This is a genomic window from Herminiimonas glaciei, assembly GCF_042664955.1.
Lineage (GTDB): Bacteria > Pseudomonadota > Gammaproteobacteria > Burkholderiales > Burkholderiaceae_D > Oxalicibacterium > Oxalicibacterium glaciei.
This window is the reverse complement of sequence record NZ_JBHTBU010000002.1, coordinates 612,183-629,199: the sequence shown is the minus strand read 5'-3', so window position 1 is coordinate 629,199 and position 17,017 is coordinate 612,183. Positions and strand designations below refer to the sequence as shown.

Below are 17,017 nucleotides of genomic sequence, written 5' to 3'. Positions count from 1 at the left end.
TATGAAGCAATCCCTGCAACTACGAGTCTCGCAACACCTGGCACTTACGCCACAACTGCAGCAATCGATCCGCCTGCTGCAGTTATCGACTCTTGAATTGCATCAGGAACTGGAACAGATTCTTGCCGACAACCCGATGCTGGAACGTACCGATGATCCGCTGGATCATGCAGTACGCCTGCTGGCTGACGGTGCCATCGGTGCCAGCGGCACGACGCCGGAAGGCGCCAGCATCGAAGCCAATACCCCCCAAACCCCGGATAGCGAAGGCGGCTCCGACGCGCCCGATTTGCCGGAAGCGTCAAGCGGTGACAGCGAATGGAGTTTCGACGATGTAGCACGCACCTCCAAGGCCCCGGAGGACGATGATGCCCGCCCGCAACTCGAAGCGCATGAAACAACCTTGCGTGAGCATCTGCTCGAACAAATGCGCGTTACCGTACGCGAACACCGCGACCGTGCGCTGCTTGAGTTAATCATTGATGCATTGAATGACAATGGCTATCTGGAAGAAGAGCTGGAAGAAATCCATGCCCGCCTGCCGGAAGAGCTGGAGATCGAACTGGAAGAACTGCAGATCTCTCTCAAAATGTTGCAGAGCTTCGATCCACCGGGCGTAGGTGCGCGTGATGCTGCCGAATGCCTGGCACTGCAAATCAAACGTATGCCCAAAGTGGCAATGGTGACCCGCCGCATGGCCCTCGCCATCGTGGAAAATCACTTGCCGCTATTCGCCCAGCGCGACTTCAACAAATTGCGCAAGGCACTGGATTGCGATGACGAAGACTTGCGCGAAGCACAAGCCATCATCAAGCAATGCAATCCGCATCCAGGTTCCATTTTTGCAACGGATGCTTCCGACTATGTGGTGCCTGACGTCATCGTCAAACGTACCCGTAGCGGCTGGCAAGTCATGCTGAACCACGACGTGATGCCACGGCTGCGCGTTAATAGCATGTATGCCAACATTTTGAAGCAAAGCAAGGGCGAGGCATCGCTTGGTTCCCAGTTGCAAGAAGCAAAATGGTTAATCAAGAATATGCGTCAGCGCTTCGACACCATCCTGCGTGTCGCAGAGGCAATTGTTGAACGTCAGAGGAACTTCTTTTCGCACGGTGCGGTCGCAATGAGACCGCTTGTTTTACGTGAAATAGCTGATACACTGGGTCTACACGAGAGTACTATTTCACGTGTAACCACCCAGAAGTACATGCTGACTCCCCACGGGATGTTCGAATTGAAATACTTTTTCGGCAGCCATGTCGCAACAGAAGCCGGTGGTGAAGCTTCGTCGACGGCGATACGGGCACTGATCAAACAATTGATAGGAGCTGAAGACCCGAAAATTCCATTCTCTGATAGCAAGATTGCCGACATGCTGGCAGAACAAGGCATGGTGGTAGCGCGACGGACAGTAGCAAAATACCGCGAAGCCCTGAAGATCCCACCGGTCAATCTGCGCAAGTCGTTGTAGATATCGTCCTTTGTAGTTTTTGTTGTAGTTATACGTTGCTGTGTTCGGCGTAGTCACTTAACAAGACGCGCATAACCTCCAGTGACTTTCATAGGAGCACTGTATGAATCTCACAATCAGTGGACATCACCTCGAATTGACCCCCGCCATCCGCGAATATGTACAAGGTAAATTGGAGCGCATCAAACGACATTTTGATCACGTTATCGATATTGCAGTCATCCTGACTGTAGACAATCTTCCCGAGAAAGAAAAACGCCAAAGGGCGGAAATTAACTTGCGAGTGAGAGGCAAGGATCTGCACGCGGAAAGTATCGCAGATAATTTATACGCTGCCATTGATACACTGATCGACAAGCTCGATCGACAAGTGATCAAATACAAAACCAAACAGCAAGACCATCAACACGATGCGATCAAACGATTGCCGGATGCGTCAGACGCTGTAACGCCTTAAGCTAAAGGCAAGGCCGGGCAAATCGGCCGGATGAAATGAAGGGCGCAGATTGCGCCCTTTTTTGTGTCCGCTTGCTGCGTCATCGCAGGCCTATTTCATTGCTGGCTGCAGTGACTTCTTCACCCAGGCGGATTGCGATCCTGAGCTGGCTTTTGACTGTACGTCCATTGATTTCGCCGGGATGAAATTTTACTTTCTTGAAAGTGGCGGACAATATCTCTTCCGTATCAAGCGGCACCACAGTATCTTCAATGAGCGCCTGGTCGACATCCCCGTATTCACTTATTAACAAGCGTAAAACCGCCACTTGATCAGGTGCCCCCGGCACCAGTAAGGCAAAATTTTCCGGAATATCGACCGCGACCAAAGGTTTTTGCGTCAGCTCGCTTGACGCAAAGTAATGTTGGCCGCGCAAGCTGGCGTCAGGCAGATGCGGCAATATGGGCGCGGCCGCAACTGCTTCCCGTGCTACTTCCACACTCTTCCTGACAACAGACGAGGTTTGCTGCGAAACGGCAAGAATACTCGCCCGTCCCTCCTGCAATGCAACGTCCACCACGCGCTGTGTCATCGCCCCTGCAACAGAATTACCCACCGTCGCGGTCGCGAAATAGACGACCAATAATATATGTGCAAGCACTGCAAGCAAGCCTGCCGACAACTCACAAGGGCGTCGCGCCAGTTTCATGAAATATTGCGCCATTACATTTGACGGACACTAATCAACAATCAACTCTTGCCAGGAGACGCGACGCGCACCTTTGAGGGAATCCGGTGGTGGCGGCGGATTACTTTCATTATTCAGTACACCACCGGTATCAGTCACCAGTGTCGTGGTTTTCCCGGTACCCAGTCGTATGGTCGTAATACCCGCGACCAAAGCATTGCCTGTCAAACGACGTCCAGCCATTTGATTGGTTGAGTTCATCGAGTACTGCCCGGTCCGGTAATCAAAGAAATACAACCAGGCATAACCACCAACGGTACAGGCATTTTGTTCCGGTACATTACCTGCAACTGTCAACAAGCCCAGCTGTTGCTGCATTCCGACATTGACCCGTTCGCCAGGTGATTCATTGTTTGGATTCAGGTCTACAAACCAGCCGGATTTTGTATTCCAGTCCACAGCTGTCGACGAGGTCGTGCGTTCTGTGCCCGCCTGATTTGTTGTGAGCGTCTGCTGCACCAATACATCCGGTGCCCGCACCTGTCCCAAACCGGTTTCCGCCAAGGTGTCTTTCAATGCATAAACGGACTGCTGGCTGATATCACTACGATCGGTATCACCCAGGTAACGTCCGGTCGCGACCGTGACGACTGCATAATTGTTACCACCTACCGAAATTTCACTCAGAAGAGGTCTGGTGGTAATTGGCTGCACACCGGCAGGCGAAACATTACCAAGCTCCGCGAGTAGCGTTGCCTCCTTACCGGCAGGAAGGATGATATCTTCCGTATCGAAGCGCCATACATTGCCCAACAGGTCACCACCGTAGTACCGCTTGGCGGTATTGTCGACCGCCGTGTCAACCCAGGCATTAATCTTTGCCAACCCACTCGGAGAACCGGCACTACCCGCGTTGGTATTCAGTTTTTCCAGGCGTGCACCGGTATTTGCGTTGAGCAAATACAAATGCCCCCTGCCGTCACCGCCGGTATTGTTATAGCCCGAAGTAATGGCTACCACCCAAGTCCCGTCACGGCGTTTGGCAATAATCGGATTGCCGAAGCTATAGCCCATGTCGGCATCATCGGCGACGCTGTAATTCCATAGCGCCTTGGGATTGTCCGGGTCGGTGATATCCAGCGCGTAGTAACCCTTGCCACCCTTGTTCAAACCGCCAACTAAAATCGTTTTCCACTCGCCCGCAGTACAGGTACTGGTCGGCGCATTAGGACAAATATCGGCAATCGTGGGGGAGCCATCAACATAGTATTGATGCTTGGTGGCGTAATTCTTGTCGGCCAGTTTGTAGAGGTTAGGTAAAACGATAGGTGGGATATATGCCCATTTTTCACTACCGGAAGTCGTGAGTCCGGTCGTTGCCTCAAAAGCATGCAACATCCCGTCATTTGCGGCAGCATAAACCATGGCTAAACGATTGGCCTGGGTCACCTCCTTGAATTCCAGATAGTTGGCATCCAGGTAGTTAAAGGTTGGTCGTTTCACATATACCGGTTGCCCGCCTATCATGTCGCCCAGAGCGTGCTCGCGATCCCGGAACAAGGGATTGGCATTGCCGGTCTGATCTTCGTTGCCGGTGCGTCCACGAAGAAACGCCACCAGGGTATCGCCGACATCGACTGCATCACGCTGGGTGCTGGTCAGATCAGGACATTGCGACAAAAGATTATTGGTACAGGTATTTTTGAAATAGGTTTTTTCCGCATTAGTTAAGGCATCCCAGGTGAAGCTCTTTAACTTATTGGTGGCACTCGCGTCAAAGGTATAAATGGTCCGGGTATCTGTCGTGGCGGACACTTTTTTATTCAATTCGGCCTGCGCGCCCCATAGCGGGGTGGTCGATATGGAACCGTTGCTTGGATCTATCGTCCTGGCTTGCAAATCACCATCCCACTTGACGGTCCGATATAAAGCAACAAACAAAAAGTTATCTCCTGCCACCGGTTCAAGGTTACTGGTCGCAGCTGATGCAGCAGCACCGGTACGTGCGCTAACGCCGGCCAATGCTTTGCTCAGTCCGCTAATCAGTGAATTAGGATTTTGTGCGCTGAAGTAAGTACCGCGACCATTGACCGCAGCATGCCAAAGATCATCAATTGCGGTCGGATCATCCGCCTTCGGCGCCGGCCAGTTTTTGGTACCCGCGGTAATTGCATTGAAATCACTGGAACCGCCGGACAGATAGTTTTCAGAATAATTCAATGTTCCGTTCAAACCCAGGCCCAGGGTGAAGGTCGTCATATGCTGCTGTAGCTGCACGTCAGCACCGGAACCTGGCACATTGTTTTTACCAACTTTAATGCCCAAGGCACCAAGATCATCTTCCGCTCTTAAATCTGTCTGGTAGTAATACATCGCAACATCAGACAGTGTATCGCTACGACTTAAGCCATCGAACATGGGCCGCGCCGTCGTTCCGCCATCCTGGTTGCCAACCGCAGTGGAACCGTCCATTTGATAACCGGCCCCACCATTCCAATATCCATCTGTCGCCAAAATAGCGAAGTTCTGTTGGCAAGAATATTGAATCGGATCATTAACTCCGGTCAGCAGCTTCCCTGCATATATGCGACCGACCTTGGACAGCGCGGTGCGCAGGGGTGTACCTCCTGATGTTCCTGCGCCATAAAGCTTGTCATACCATTTGTTCTTGTGTCCGGTTCCATCTGATGCATAAGTAAAATCGTCAATTTTCAGAAAGCTGGAACTCGATGCACTAACACCGGTATAACTATGGGTGGTATAGCCGATACGATAATTATCATTAATGCTCTTGAAAGCCAGGCCGGCAGCAGTCTTCATTGCCAACATACGGGTGCGGTAATAACTAAACCAGTTGGCGAAATTTTGACGTTCGTCTGTATTTCCGGCACCGGATGTCGCGCTGACAACCACTTTGGTCCAGTTCGAACTGTAATTACTGTTCCCATTTTTGCAATGGTCATTGCTGGAATTATCGCCAAGATTTGCTGACCGACTACCCTTATAAACAAAATAGTAAGCAGCCGATTGACTATTGGAAATTTGATCCGATCCGCTACTCGGATCACAAGAATCATTACCACTGGTACAGTCTTGTGTATAACCGGTTGGTGTCCTCGGGCTACTGGAACTGGAACGCCACGCCATAAAACCCGTACTCAAATTGACTTGTACAGAATTGTTGCGAAATCCATCATAGTACGCAGCTGTAAAAGCCGGCGCCGGATAGGGAGTACCATCTGCATACACCGGCAGCACGTAAGTCACTGCCGGGTTGTAATAGGCTTTGTTACAAATCGAATTCCTATATCCGACTTTGTTGACGTAGCCCTTGCTATACACATCGTCACCCAGATAACTCCAGGCCATACTGCCGGAATCATCAAGAATGAACATGACATTCGGTTTGACGATGCTGTTGGATGCGGAAGCCAGCGGCGTATCTGAAATGTCAGTCACCGCAGCATACGCCACCGTCCCCAGGCATGTCGCCAATGCCATCAGCAGCAAAAACTTCTGGATGCGAAGCAAACAAGATTTCTTCATGAAACTTTCTCCTGTACTGCAATGCCGGATCGGTGAAAACTTGAAGGCACCAATCTAATCAGCACACAGCCTAGTAATGGATAACTGTCTGTACAAAACTGGTGGTATTACGCGGCCCGAGCACACGCGCAGTGATGCGATAGTAAGGTGTCGGCAAGGGTTCAAAGCGGACTGTCCCATTCTCCAGGCTATCCCTGTTTTTACTGACTGCACCCCGGCTCTGGTAGGTAACGCATGAGTTCGCGCTATCGTTAAAATTGGTAGAGCTGCGGCATAGGCGGTGGATGATGTAGGAAACAGTGTTGTCTCCCACAGTAACCGCCGGCGAAGGCTTGATACAAACGGAAGAAGATGAGCCCTGGCAATTGTTATGATCCCAGTCGACGACGGCCAGCTTGGGATCATTCAGGCTACTGGTTAAATCCAGTCCCTCCTGACTGTTTGCGTAGTAACCGGAATTGGCTGCATCGTCATTCGCCGCCGCCGTTGCCTGTCGTGCATTAAGCCAATTAATCGCGACTTCAACGCCTGAATCCGCGGATAGCATAATGCCCTGCTTGAATGCCATATTTCCGGCGATCGTATTGCTGGTATCAACCGAGCGGACCAGCGCAATTCCCGCCAGCGTCATCGCCACCAGGACAATCAACGCCACCCACAGCACCACCCCTTGTTGTTTGCGAAAATTCATGAAAGATGAGAGATCAGGTCGCACTGTTTTCCCTCCACATCAGGTTGCGCATGGGAATGATGTTTTCAAAAGTCTTGTATCGATAACATTGCCAATCCGGATTCGCATCCCCATTTGGAAGTTTGCTGACATCAATTGCGCCTGCTGCCCAGCTCGGCGCATTAGCGGCCCGTGAGCCGACCGCTGTCGCGATCGTGACGTCACATGTTCCTGCGGCATTCGGCTTTTCTTTCAGGCTGCTCCGTACCACCATCGCCATCCTGACTGCAACAATACGCGCCACATCGCCACCATCATTGAGTGTCGTGCCATTCCCATTCGCATCTATCATCGTCGCGCTCCATGTATCGACACGCGGTTCCACTTGCACTCCGGCCCTGGTATCGAAACCATATTCCGCCTGCATGCTGATGACATCACTAGCAATCACTTTCGCGCCGGTGGCGTCGGTCAACATCAGGTTGCTGCCGGCATCGATGGTGTAGGTGTGGTCCACCATTGCACCCATATTGAAAACCAGCGTGCCGACCGGATAACCTATAGCCGGGAAAAGATCTGCCGGATTGTCCGGATTCCAGATCCCCTCACCCTCCTTGGTACCGCGTTTATGCTCAACTTTTAAATCATCCATTTTCAGGTTGTTCAGCGCGTCTAACGGTCCGGTCACCTGGAACATCGTGCAATTGTCCTGTCCCGGGACGTACGCAATTAACAGGTCATCGATGCGGATTCCGAGCTTGGTATTGAGCGTAGCTTCGACGGCAGTTGCCGGATGCTCGATAATCAGGCGATTCGGCACACTCCAGTTGCCTTTGCCACTGGCAAATATATGAATCGTGTCCGGCTTGCCATCGGCGCCATCCGTAATCACTACTGGTGTCAACCTGACATCCGGAGCTGGTGCGCCGTCGTAATAGCGTTTGATATTGCAGCCTATGACGCTGGGCTCCGTCAGTCCATATCCAGCCCTGCGCAAATCACGCTCGAGCGAATAAAAAGCAATCGTGCCGGCTGTTTGCGCATCGGCGCCACCGGTGGTCGTACGTTTTTGCCCTTCGAAGACGCTGGAGACTTGCATGATAATCAGCACGCCGAGCAAACCGATGGTGACACCCACCATAATTTCCACCAGGCTGAATCCGCCTTGCGCGCGTTTGAATAATTGAGTCACGACTGGTTTTCTCATGCTAGCTACCGTCGCTTGATGTAATACGCGAAACAGCAACGTATTTGTGTACGTCGGCATCACCTGGCGCTTGCCAGGAAATAGTGATAGTTACCGTGTTATCTGCCGCGACAGTAATGACCGGTAGATTTTGTCCTGCACTAGGTGGATTTGTGCCGGCGTTGACTACGCCGGGCAAGGCCTGCATTACCTTCTCGCGCCATGCTTCCGGACCACTGCCTTGATAGTTGGAAATCAAGGCGGCATTTGATTTGTCCCCGGTCCACATTTCACCAACCAGCTGGCTGGCCAAGAGACTGGCCTGGGTACGATAAACGGCGCTGGACGAGTTCTTCACTGAAGCACCCAGCAATGCCACCAGTGCCAATATGCCGAACGAAAAAATGAGAATTGCAATCAGGCTTTCCAGCATGATCGAACCCTGTTGTAGATGAAGTTTTTTATTTTTCATGATGAACAACAGATCAGGAACAGCCTTGTGGATTTTCTGACAAAGACAGACGCGGATCGCACATGCGCGTCAAGCCGCCGGAACCGATGATGATCACCAAGCGCCGCGCATCCGCTGTCGTGCTATTAATGACATCAATACGATGCACATCCGCGGCAGGATTCGCCATCATTCCCAAACTGCTAAAAGTGACGCCCGCACCGCCCGCGCCGGTCAACCCCTCGCCTGCGGCCAGTGCTGTGCTGTACTGGGTAGCAGGCACCACTGCAGGCGGGATCTCGGTGCTGACGCCCACTCGTCCATTTACACCACCCTCTGCAGCATTCCGCGTCTGGATCACGGCCGGGCAAGTGTCGCGCTCCACAACACAACCAACCGTCCACTCCACTCGGCCGTTTGCATTCGACAAAGTGAAACGCACATTTGCATTGCGCCTGACCGCTTCACTCCGCGCAACTTGCAAACCGTTCTGTACAGCTTCCGCCGCGGTACGCACCTGAGTGTTTTGTATCCACAAACCGAAACTCGGCAATCCAACCATGAGGAGCATGGATACAACAGCAATCCCCACTATCAACTCAAGCAGGGTGACACCCAGTTCGTGCCGGCGATTTAGCATTCGCCACCCTTTTTAGACACCCAGCAAGAAATCGGAGCGGTACCCCAACCAGCAGGCACAGCCGATGTCGCCCTGTTCCCGCCCTCGTCTATGGTGTAAGTAAAACCATTCATGCTGCCAACACCGTTCGCTGTGATCAGATAAGTTTGATCAGTGCCGCGCCACACACATGTATATGTAAAATTTGACCCGCTTGGCACAGCCAGTCCGCAGGCGGCGGCAGTCGAGCCATAATTCCTGTTGTCTTGATAATATTGCTCAAGCCTGATGCGCATACCAGCCAGGGCGCTGGTCGCCTCGGGGATTTTTGAGCGCGTAACGTAAGCGCTATACATCGGCACGGCTATCGCGGCAAGAATGCCGATGATGACCATCGTGATCATCAATTCCATCAAGGTAAAACCCCTGGATGCACGCATGTTTGGCAAATATATATGTTTCATAACATCTTTCCTGTAGTTAACATTAATTTAAACCAACTCCTCCCCGGCATCAGAGGCAGCCGACGGACGGCGCAATCCGGTGCCCCAGTGGTTGAACTATTTGTCCTCCCTGCAACAACATAAGCCGATAAAATGGCCAGACCTTACCAATTTGATCATCGCTCCATGTCTGAACACATCCGCAGCACCGTTGAAAATGGTCTCGCACGCCTGACGCTGAACAGGCCCGAGGCAATGAATTCCCTTTCACTACCCATGGTGCGAACGCTCGCGGAAAAGCTGGGCGCGTGGGAACATGACCCGGCAGTGCGCGCGGTCGTCATCGACAGCAGCTTGCCGAAAGCGTTTTGCGCCGGCGGCGACATCCGTTTTTTTCATGAGGTGGCACAGGGCGGATTGACAGGCGGTAGTGCCTTGCTGGAGGATTTCTTCACCGAAGAATACGCGTTGAATCATTTGATTCATCACTATCCCAAGCCGTATATCGCCTTAATGGATGGAATCGTGATGGGCGGCGGCATGGGCATTGCACAAAGCAGTGCGGCGGCCAGCATACGTGTCGTGACCGAACGTACGCGGATGGCTATGCCTGAAGTGAATATCGGCTTGTTTCCGGATGTGGGCGGCGGTTACTTCCTGTCGCGCCTGCCAGGCGAATTGGGCACCTACCTCGGCTTGAGCGGTGAGATCGTCGGCGCAGCCGATGCCTTGTACGCAAACCTGGCTGATGTCTATGTCCCCCGTACCGAATTGCCGGCATTAATGAACCTGCTTACATCAGTCAAAGATGGGCAGTATCGGCAAGCGATAGAAAATTTTGCTGCGCCCTTTAAATCGCAGATCGATCCGGCCAATAGTCTGCTGGCGCGACAACGTGCACTGATAGACCGCCATTTCGCACACGACGAAGTCGCGGCTATCGTCGCATCGCTAACAAGCGATGACGATCCCTTTGCACAAAAGACCCTGGAAATTTTGCACAAACGCTCACCGCTGATGATCCATGTCTCGCTGGAGCAAATCCGTCGTTCTGCGAAACTGGAATTGGCCGATTGCCTGCGCCTGGAACGCACCATGGTGCGGCGTTGCTTTGAACATGGTGAAACCGTAGAAGGAATCCGGGCACTGGTGATTGATAAGGACAATACACCGCAATGGCGGCCGGCCACGCTGAAAGAAGTGACGCCGGAAATGATCGCACCGTTTTTTGAATCGGCCTGGCCTGACTACGCACATCCGCTGCGCGCGCTCAACTAATTTACGACTGTAAGCAGCTTACATTTCATCGATCATAAACAGGCGTTTATGCTCGCGTATGGCATAACGGTCTGTCATGCCGGCAATGTAATCCGACACTTTGCGTGCCTGCGCTGTAATAGCCTGGGGCGCATCGCTGCACGGCTGCTGGTAATCCGGCGGCAACAGGTTCGGCTCGCGCATGAAGGTATCGAACAATTCCGCCACTATGCGTCGCGCCTTGCTGGTCATCCGATTGACCTGATAATGCTGGTACAGATTTTCGCGCAGGAAGCGCTTGAGCAAAGCCGCTTCTGCACGCATGCCGTCAGAAAAGGCTATCAGAGCCGGCGCGTTGCGCACGTCGTCCATGGTTTTTAACTGTGCCACAGCGATACGCTGCTTCGATGTTTCAATCACATCGACAATCAACGCATTGATCATCCGGCGTATCGTTTCATTAATTGCGCGACGCCCGGTGATGCCCGGAAATGCAAGTTCAACCTGATGCCGATGGCGTGCATAAAATTCTATTTCATCCAGTTGCGCAGTCGTCAGCAAACCCGAGCGCAAACCATCGTCAATATCGTGGTTGTTATAGGCAATCTCATCTGCCAGATTCGCCAGCTGTGCTTCCAGCGTCGGCTGTTTCTTTTCTATGAAGCGCTGCCCTATCGCATCGAGCTTCTTCGCATTCGCCAGTGAGCAGTGTTTGAGTATGCCTTCACGTGTTTCAAACATCAGGTTTAAACCATCGAAGGCACCATAACGCTGTTCCAGCGTATCAACCACGCGCAGGCTTTGCAGATTATGTTCGAAGCCGCCGTAGTCGCTCATGCAGGCATTCAAGGCATCCTGCCCGGCATGGCCAAAAGGCGTGTGCCCCAAATCATGTGCCAGCGAAATGGCTTCAACCAGGTCTTCATTCAATTGCAAATTGCGCGCAATCGAACGGGCGATCTGGGCTACTTCTATGCTGTGCGTCAGGCGCGTACGGAATAAATCACCTTCGTGATTGACGAATACCTGGGTTTTATACTCCAGCCGGCGAAATGCGGCGGAGTGGATGATGCGATCGCGGTCGCGCTGGAATTCCGTGCGGGAAGAGGTGGATGGTTCAGTGTAGCGGCGACCCGTCGATGTATCGGAACGGGCCGCGTAAGGCGCAAGATGAGCCTCGATATTCATGTCAGGACTGAGCCAGACACATAGTCGTCTGAAGAATGATCAGGCGACGCATGCGTTTAATGTTTGCAACAACGCTTCTTGCGGCACCGGCATGATCACCGAAGTGCCCAAGGGTTTCAGCAAGATGAATTTGATTTGGCCGCCTTCATTTTTCTTATCGACCTCCATCAATTCCAGCCAGCGCTCGGTACCGAGGTTCGGTGCGATCGTTGGCAAACCAGCGGCTTTGACTACCGCAGCAATCCTGTCCTTGGTTTGCGCATCGATGAAGCCAAGGCGATGCGACAAATCTGCCGCCATCACCATGCCGCAACCGACCGCTTCACCGTGCAGCCAGACGCCGTAACCCATGCCGGCTTCGATCGCATGACCGAATGTATGACCAAAATTCAGGATCGCGCGCAAACCGCCTTCGCGTTCGTCCTGGCGCACAACATCTGCCTTGATTTCGCAGGAGCGCTTGATGGCGTATGCCAGGGCTTCCGCATCTTTCGCTACCAGCTTGCCGATATTGGCTTCGATCCAGTCAAAGAATGCTGCATCAATAATTGCGCCGTGCTTGATCACTTCCGACAGGCCGGACGATAACTCACGCGCAATCAGGGTATTCAAGGTCGCAGTATCTGCAATAACCGCTTGCGGCTGATAAAACGCGCCTATCATGTTCTTGCCGAGCGGATGATTGATGCCGGTCTTGCCGCCTACCGATGAATCCACTTGCGACAGCAAGGTGGTCGGCACCTGGATAAAAGGTACGCCACGCATGTAAGCTGCTGCGGCAAAGCCGGTCATGTCACCGATCACGCCGCCACCCAATGCGATGAGGGTCGTCTTGCGATCGCATTTTTCCGCGAGCAGGACGTCAAATATCTTCATCAGGTTGGCCCAGTTTTTTTCTTCCTCGCCATCCGGCAACACAATTTCCGTGACCTGCTTGCCGGCAGCCTGCAAGGACTTGCTGACCTGCTCCAGATACAAAGGCGCCACTACCGTGTTGGTCACAATGGCGACACGCGCTCCGGCGACATGCGCAGCCAGCAAGGAGGAATCGCCGAGCAGGCTGTGTCCGATGGTAATCGGGTAGCTACGCGCCCCCAGATCAACCTGCAAGGTATTCGAAGTAGAAGAAAGCTGAGACGTCATGTCGTGTTTCGATAAAGAATGATGATCCTGTGCCGCAACAGCCTGTGTATGCTCAGGCCCCAGCTGGGACAATATGGACTGCATCAGGAATTGTACGTTAGGCCGCCCGGTGTCAATGACGATGTGCGCCACCTCATTATAAAGCGGCTCGCGTATGCGCGATAATTCCTCTATGGTTTTACGCGGATCGCCGGTTTGCAGCAGTGGGCGATTCTTGTCGTGGCTGGTACGCTGGACTATGCTGTTGACGCTGGCACGCAGGTAAATCACGGTGCCGCGTGACTTGAGATAGGCGCGGCTTTCCGCATTCAGGACCGCGCCACCACCAGTTGCCAAAACGATATCTTGCTGCGCGGTCAGATCACGGATGACTTCCGCTTCCCGCTGCCGAAAGGCCGCTTCGCCTTCAATTTCAAAAATCAACGGGATGGTCGCGCCCGTGCGCTCTTCGATTTCATGGTCGGAATCGATGAACCTTTTGTTCAGCTTTTTTGCCAGCGCACGACCGACTGTCGTTTTGCCGGCACCCATCAAACCGACCAGAAAAATGTTTCCACCCACGTTGCACAAACTCTCTTTACCAGGTGCAGCAGCCGACATGGCGCTGCCTATAAGCGGCATCCTACCTGATTGAGACCTTGTCAGTCAGAATTTTAGGTGTCAGGAAGATCAGCAATTCAGTCTTGTCGTTGGTGCGACCGGTGGTTTTAAACAAATTACCAAAGACCGGGATATCCCCGAAAAACGGCACTTTTGATACCGAATCACGCTCGGTTTGCTGGAAAATACCACCGATCACCACCGTCCCGCCATTATCGATCAAGACCTGGGTTTTGACGTGTTTGGTATCAATCGCAAAGCCGGAACGGGTTTCCACACCCACCGTATCTTTATTCACGTCCACATCCAGGATCACATTGCCATCCGGGGTAATTTGCGGCGTGACTTCCAGTTTCAGGTTGGCTTTACGGAAGGAAACACTGGTAGCACCACTGCTGGTCGCTTGTTGATACGGCAACTCGGTGCCCTGTTCAATCAAGGCTTTCAACTGATCCGCCGTAATGACGCGCGGGCTGGAGATAATTTTGCCCTTGCCATCGGCTTCAAGCGCAGACAACTCCAAGCCAATGAAACGTGTCGCTGCGGCATTAAACAGGGTTAAGGCCACTGAGCCAGGTGAATTACCGTTGATGTTCCCAGCTGGCAAATTGACTGCACTGCCGCCCAAGGTAGGTGGTCCAATCGCCGCCGTTGTGCTCGTTTGGCGTCCACCGAGTTGATAGTTGCCTTGATTCTGCACCCCAAACGATAGTTTGGCACCGAGACTACTGCTGAACTTGTCATCGGCTTCAACGATACGCGCCTCAATCATAACCTGACGGGTCGCAATATCCGTCTTGGCTACCAAAGCGCGAATTTCTTCCAACTTGGATGCGATATCGGTAATGAACAATTGATTAGTCCGCGGATCGACCACAGCGCTACCGCGCTTGGTCAAAATACTACGACTGCCGCCATCAATACCGAAAATTTGCTTGAACGACTCAGCTTTTTGATAATTGAGCTGGAAGGTTTCTGTCTTGATAGGTTCCAGTTCAGCGATCTGGGCGCGCTGCTCCAGCTCCAGTTTTTCTTTGGTCAATAACTCGTCACGGGGCGCAATCCACAGCACGGTGCCGTTCTTGCGCATGTCCAAACCCTTGGCTTGCATCACGATGTCCAGTGCCTGATCCCAGGGAACGTCTTTCAGTCGCAAAGTCAGATTACCGCTGACCGTGTCACTGGTAATGATGTTCAAGCCTGTGAAGTCTGCGATCACCTGCAATACCGCCCGCACTTCCACATTCTGGAAATTCAACGATAATTTATCGCCGCGATAATCACGTACACCTTGTCCAAGCTTGTTAGGCTCTTCCTTCAGCGGCTTGACCTCGATTACGAGTTGGGTATCGCTTTGATAGGCACTGTGTTCCCACAAACCTTTTGGCTCAATCGTCATGTGCACATTATCACCCTGCTGCTGGGTAGTGACGACATTTACAGGGGTGCCAAAATCCGCCACATCGAGGCGACGCCGCAAGACATCCGGCAAGGTCGCTTTCATGAAATCGACCTCAATTTTCTTACCTTGCTGACGAACGTCAACAGCAACCTGGTTATTCGGCAAGTCAATAACGATGCGGCCTTCGCCATTGCTGCCACGACGGAAGTCGATATCCCGCAAGGCTTGGCGTCCCGCATTGTTTTTTGCAACGGGGACCGGCAAACCGGCTGCATTCAAAGGAGTGGCGACAGCACCGGTACCATCTATCGTCACGATGACGGTATTGGCATCAACCGTAGTGGCGTAATTCAAAGGACGGGTCAGGTTGAAAACCAGGCGGGAACGATCACCAACCTGAACGATATTGGCATTGCGCACATCGCCCAGGCCGATATCCTGCAAACCTTTTCCGGTTGCATTCGCAGTATTGGCGAAATCGAGCGCAATGCGGGCAGGACTATTAATCGTAAAGCCAACCGGCGGCTTGACCAGCGGATTCGTCAAAGCGATTTTCACGACAATATTTGAACCCTGCTGATTTGCCGTGATGGATTGAATCGCGTTTTCCTGTGCGGAAGCTAAACCGCCGATGAATAAGAGACCGACAAACGCAGTAAGTCGCCACATTTTTTGCACCATCCCTTGAGAACTTTTGAATTGTTTTTGTAGCGTGATCATTTTTGCGACTCCTGCAACTCCAGCTTGGCTTCACGCTCGACCCAGTCACCGGCCGCATCCTGAATTACTTCTTTTAACGAAACCTCGTTATCGGTAATTTTTGTCACCATGCCGAGATTCTGTCCGATGTAATTCCCTACCTTGACCTGATAAATGGACTTGTCGACTTGCAGCAAGGCATAGGTCAGCCCCGGCTTGGCTAACGTGCCCACCATCACCATGGTATCCAGCGGATAACTTTCCAATGCTTCACGCCTGCGGTCCAGATCAGGCCGTATCGTGCCGCCATCCTTGCGAGCCTTGGCAAGGGCAGCCGCCAGCTTGTTCGGGCTATATGGATCTTCGCGATTCTTCGCGTCGTAGCTGAAAGGCGTGAATTTTTTCGGTTCGGACAAAGGCTTGATCGATACACGTGTTTGCTGACGGGTTTCCTTCATCCACTGGCTGACATCGGCTGTGCCGCTATCACTGCAACCGGACAAAATCACCGCAAACAGGATAGGAAGAGCGCGCTTAATGAATGGAGCATGCATCATCGTTTGCCACCCTTCTTCTTGCCGGCGGCAGCCTTGCGTTGTGCCGCAACTTCTTCATCATCCAAATAACGGAAGGTCTTTGCTACGGCATCCAGCGTCAGGGTATTGCCCTTGGCGACCACCAGATTCATATTATTGAGCGTCACGATCCGTGGCAAATTCGCTATATCGCTGGAGAAGGCCCCGACGTCGTGATAGCTACCAGTCACCTTGATCACAATCGGCAACTCGGCGTAATAATCGCGCACGACGACCTGGCCCGGCTTGAATAACTCAAAGGCCAGGCCGCGCCCCAGACCCGCCTGATTGATATCAGACAACAACGCATCCATCTCAGCCTTGCTCGGCAACTGCTTTTCCAGCGTAGAGACGTATTCGTTCACCTGTTCTTTTTGCTTGCGCAAACCGACCAGATTGATCGCCTGTTGTACCTTGGACTTGTACGCATCCTTCAGCGTCACTTCTTCCGCTACCGCGCGATCAAGCTCATCGAGCTGATCACTCCAATACAAATACCAGCCCACCCCAAGTACCGCCACCAGTACGCCAGCCGCACACAACATGCGCGGCACCACCGGCCATAGTCCAGGATGCAAGCCGTTCAGGTCACGGAACTGTGCACTGATCGATTCCCCAATATTTTTCAGATCTGCCATGG

General features: G+C 52.6%; 15 protein-coding genes. 3 read left to right on the top strand and 12 right to left on the bottom strand.

What is annotated here, in order from left to right:
* Window position 1 precedes the first annotated feature (1 nt).
* Entirely contained in the window at window positions 2–1,474 is a 1,473-nt protein-coding gene (locus ACFQPC_RS13820) for an RNA polymerase factor sigma-54 (RefSeq protein WP_382272463.1), read from the top strand.
* 103 nt (window positions 1,475–1,577) lie between these two features.
* On the top strand, window positions 1,578–1,931 hold the full coding sequence (hpf, locus tag ACFQPC_RS13815; RefSeq protein ID WP_012081196.1) for a ribosome hibernation-promoting factor, HPF/YfiA family: 354 nt from the start codon (window positions 1,578–1,580) through the stop codon (window positions 1,929–1,931).
* A gap of 79 nt (window positions 1,932–2,010) precedes the next feature.
* Here hpf and ACFQPC_RS13810 read toward each other — a convergent pair whose 3' ends face one another.
* The 7 genes from ACFQPC_RS13810 to ACFQPC_RS13780 form a co-directional block, all read right to left on the bottom strand.
* Complete coding sequence (locus ACFQPC_RS13810) at window positions 2,011–2,634, bottom strand: hypothetical protein (protein WP_382272462.1); 624 nt, start codon at window positions 2,632–2,634, stop codon at window positions 2,011–2,013.
* A 15-nt stretch (window positions 2,635–2,649) separates the two neighbouring features.
* The gene (locus ACFQPC_RS13805) at window positions 2,650–6,144 is read right to left on the bottom strand and encodes a pilus assembly protein (protein ID WP_382272461.1); all 3,495 of its coding nucleotides are present in this window, start codon (window positions 6,142–6,144) and stop codon (window positions 2,650–2,652) included.
* Window positions 6,145–6,214: 70 nt separating this feature from the next.
* Window positions 6,215–6,835, bottom strand: a complete 621-nt coding sequence (locus ACFQPC_RS13800; RefSeq protein ID WP_382272460.1) for a pilus assembly PilX family protein — start codon at window positions 6,833–6,835, stop codon at window positions 6,215–6,217.
* 13 nt (window positions 6,836–6,848) lie between these two features.
* Window positions 6,849–8,021 (bottom strand): PilW family protein, encoded by a 1,173-nt coding sequence (locus ACFQPC_RS13795; RefSeq protein WP_382272459.1) that lies wholly within the window; start codon window positions 8,019–8,021, stop codon window positions 6,849–6,851.
* A 1-nt stretch (window position 8,022) separates the two neighbouring features.
* Complete coding sequence (locus tag ACFQPC_RS13790) at window positions 8,023–8,472, bottom strand: type IV pilus modification PilV family protein (RefSeq protein WP_382272458.1); 450 nt, start codon at window positions 8,470–8,472, stop codon at window positions 8,023–8,025.
* Window positions 8,473–8,485: 13 nt separating this feature from the next.
* Window positions 8,486–9,091, bottom strand: coding sequence for a GspH/FimT family pseudopilin (locus ACFQPC_RS13785; RefSeq protein ID WP_382272457.1), 606 nt, complete (start codon window positions 9,089–9,091; stop codon window positions 8,486–8,488).
* Window positions 9,085–9,534 (bottom strand): type IV pilin protein, encoded by a 450-nt coding sequence (locus tag ACFQPC_RS13780; RefSeq protein WP_382272456.1) that lies wholly within the window; start codon window positions 9,532–9,534, stop codon window positions 9,085–9,087. The genes ACFQPC_RS13785 and ACFQPC_RS13780 overlap by 7 nt, the downstream gene beginning before the upstream one ends.
* Before the next feature lie 165 nt (window positions 9,535–9,699).
* On the opposite strand from ACFQPC_RS13780, the gene ACFQPC_RS13775 reads away from it, so the two are divergent.
* Window positions 9,700–10,791: an enoyl-CoA hydratase/isomerase family protein gene (locus tag ACFQPC_RS13775; protein WP_382272455.1), complete on the top strand. Its 1,092-nt coding sequence runs from the start codon at window positions 9,700–9,702 to the stop codon at window positions 10,789–10,791.
* Window positions 10,792–10,809: 18 nt separating this feature from the next.
* Here ACFQPC_RS13775 and ACFQPC_RS13770 read toward each other — a convergent pair whose 3' ends face one another.
* The 5 genes from ACFQPC_RS13770 to ACFQPC_RS13750 form a co-directional block, all read right to left on the bottom strand.
* Window positions 10,810–11,958 (bottom strand): deoxyguanosinetriphosphate triphosphohydrolase, encoded by a 1,149-nt coding sequence (locus ACFQPC_RS13770; RefSeq protein WP_382272454.1) that lies wholly within the window; start codon window positions 11,956–11,958, stop codon window positions 10,810–10,812.
* A 39-nt stretch (window positions 11,959–11,997) separates the two neighbouring features.
* Window positions 11,998–13,662 carry a bifunctional shikimate kinase/3-dehydroquinate synthase AroKB gene (gene aroKB, locus ACFQPC_RS13765; protein WP_382272947.1) on the bottom strand — a complete coding sequence of 555 codons (1,665 nt, stop codon included), beginning with the start codon at window positions 13,660–13,662 and terminating at the stop codon, window positions 11,998–12,000.
* Between the two features lie 61 nt (window positions 13,663–13,723).
* Entirely contained in the window at window positions 13,724–15,772 is a 2,049-nt protein-coding gene (gene pilQ, locus ACFQPC_RS13760; RefSeq protein WP_382272453.1) for a type IV pilus secretin PilQ, read from the bottom strand.
* A 47-nt stretch (window positions 15,773–15,819) separates the two neighbouring features.
* On the bottom strand, window positions 15,820–16,359 hold the full coding sequence (locus tag ACFQPC_RS13755; RefSeq protein ID WP_382272452.1) for a pilus assembly protein PilP: 540 nt from the start codon (window positions 16,357–16,359) through the stop codon (window positions 15,820–15,822).
* Window positions 16,356–17,015, bottom strand: a complete 660-nt coding sequence (locus ACFQPC_RS13750) for a type IV pilus inner membrane component PilO (protein ID WP_382272451.1) — start codon at window positions 17,013–17,015, stop codon at window positions 16,356–16,358. The genes ACFQPC_RS13755 and ACFQPC_RS13750 overlap by 4 nt, the downstream gene beginning before the upstream one ends.
* Window positions 17,016–17,017: the final 2 nt, after the last annotated feature.

Coding starts and splice junctions, on each gene's coding strand:
- ACFQPC_RS13770 (WP_382272454.1), bottom strand. CDS start 11,958: ATGAATATCGAGGCTCATCTTGCGCCTTACGCGGCCCGTTCCGATACA.
- ACFQPC_RS13795 (WP_382272459.1), bottom strand. CDS start 8,021: ATGAGAAAACCAGTCGTGACTCAATTATTCAAACGCGCGCAAGGCGGA.
- ACFQPC_RS13790 (WP_382272458.1), bottom strand. CDS start 8,472: ATGAAAAATAAAAAACTTCATCTACAACAGGGTTCGATCATGCTGGAA.
- ACFQPC_RS13810 (WP_382272462.1), bottom strand. CDS start 2,634: ATGGCGCAATATTTCATGAAACTGGCGCGACGCCCTTGTGAGTTGTCG.
- hpf (WP_012081196.1), top strand. CDS start 1,578: ATGAATCTCACAATCAGTGGACATCACCTCGAATTGACCCCCGCCATC.
- ACFQPC_RS13755 (WP_382272452.1), bottom strand. CDS start 16,359: ATGATGCATGCTCCATTCATTAAGCGCGCTCTTCCTATCCTGTTTGCG.
- ACFQPC_RS13780 (WP_382272456.1), bottom strand. CDS start 9,534: ATGAAACATATATATTTGCCAAACATGCGTGCATCCAGGGGTTTTACC.
- ACFQPC_RS13805 (WP_382272461.1), bottom strand. CDS start 6,144: ATGAAGAAATCTTGTTTGCTTCGCATCCAGAAGTTTTTGCTGCTGATG.
- ACFQPC_RS13750 (WP_382272451.1), bottom strand. CDS start 17,015: ATGGCAGATCTGAAAAATATTGGGGAATCGATCAGTGCACAGTTCCGT.
- ACFQPC_RS13800 (WP_382272460.1), bottom strand. CDS start 6,835: ATGAATTTTCGCAAACAACAAGGGGTGGTGCTGTGGGTGGCGTTGATT.
- ACFQPC_RS13775 (WP_382272455.1), top strand. CDS start 9,700: ATGTCTGAACACATCCGCAGCACCGTTGAAAATGGTCTCGCACGCCTG.
- ACFQPC_RS13785 (WP_382272457.1), bottom strand. CDS start 9,091: ATGCTAAATCGCCGGCACGAACTGGGTGTCACCCTGCTTGAGTTGATA.
- pilQ (WP_382272453.1), bottom strand. CDS start 15,772: ATGTGGCGACTTACTGCGTTTGTCGGTCTCTTATTCATCGGCGGTTTA.
- ACFQPC_RS13820 (WP_382272463.1), top strand. CDS start 2: ATGAAGCAATCCCTGCAACTACGAGTCTCGCAACACCTGGCACTTACG.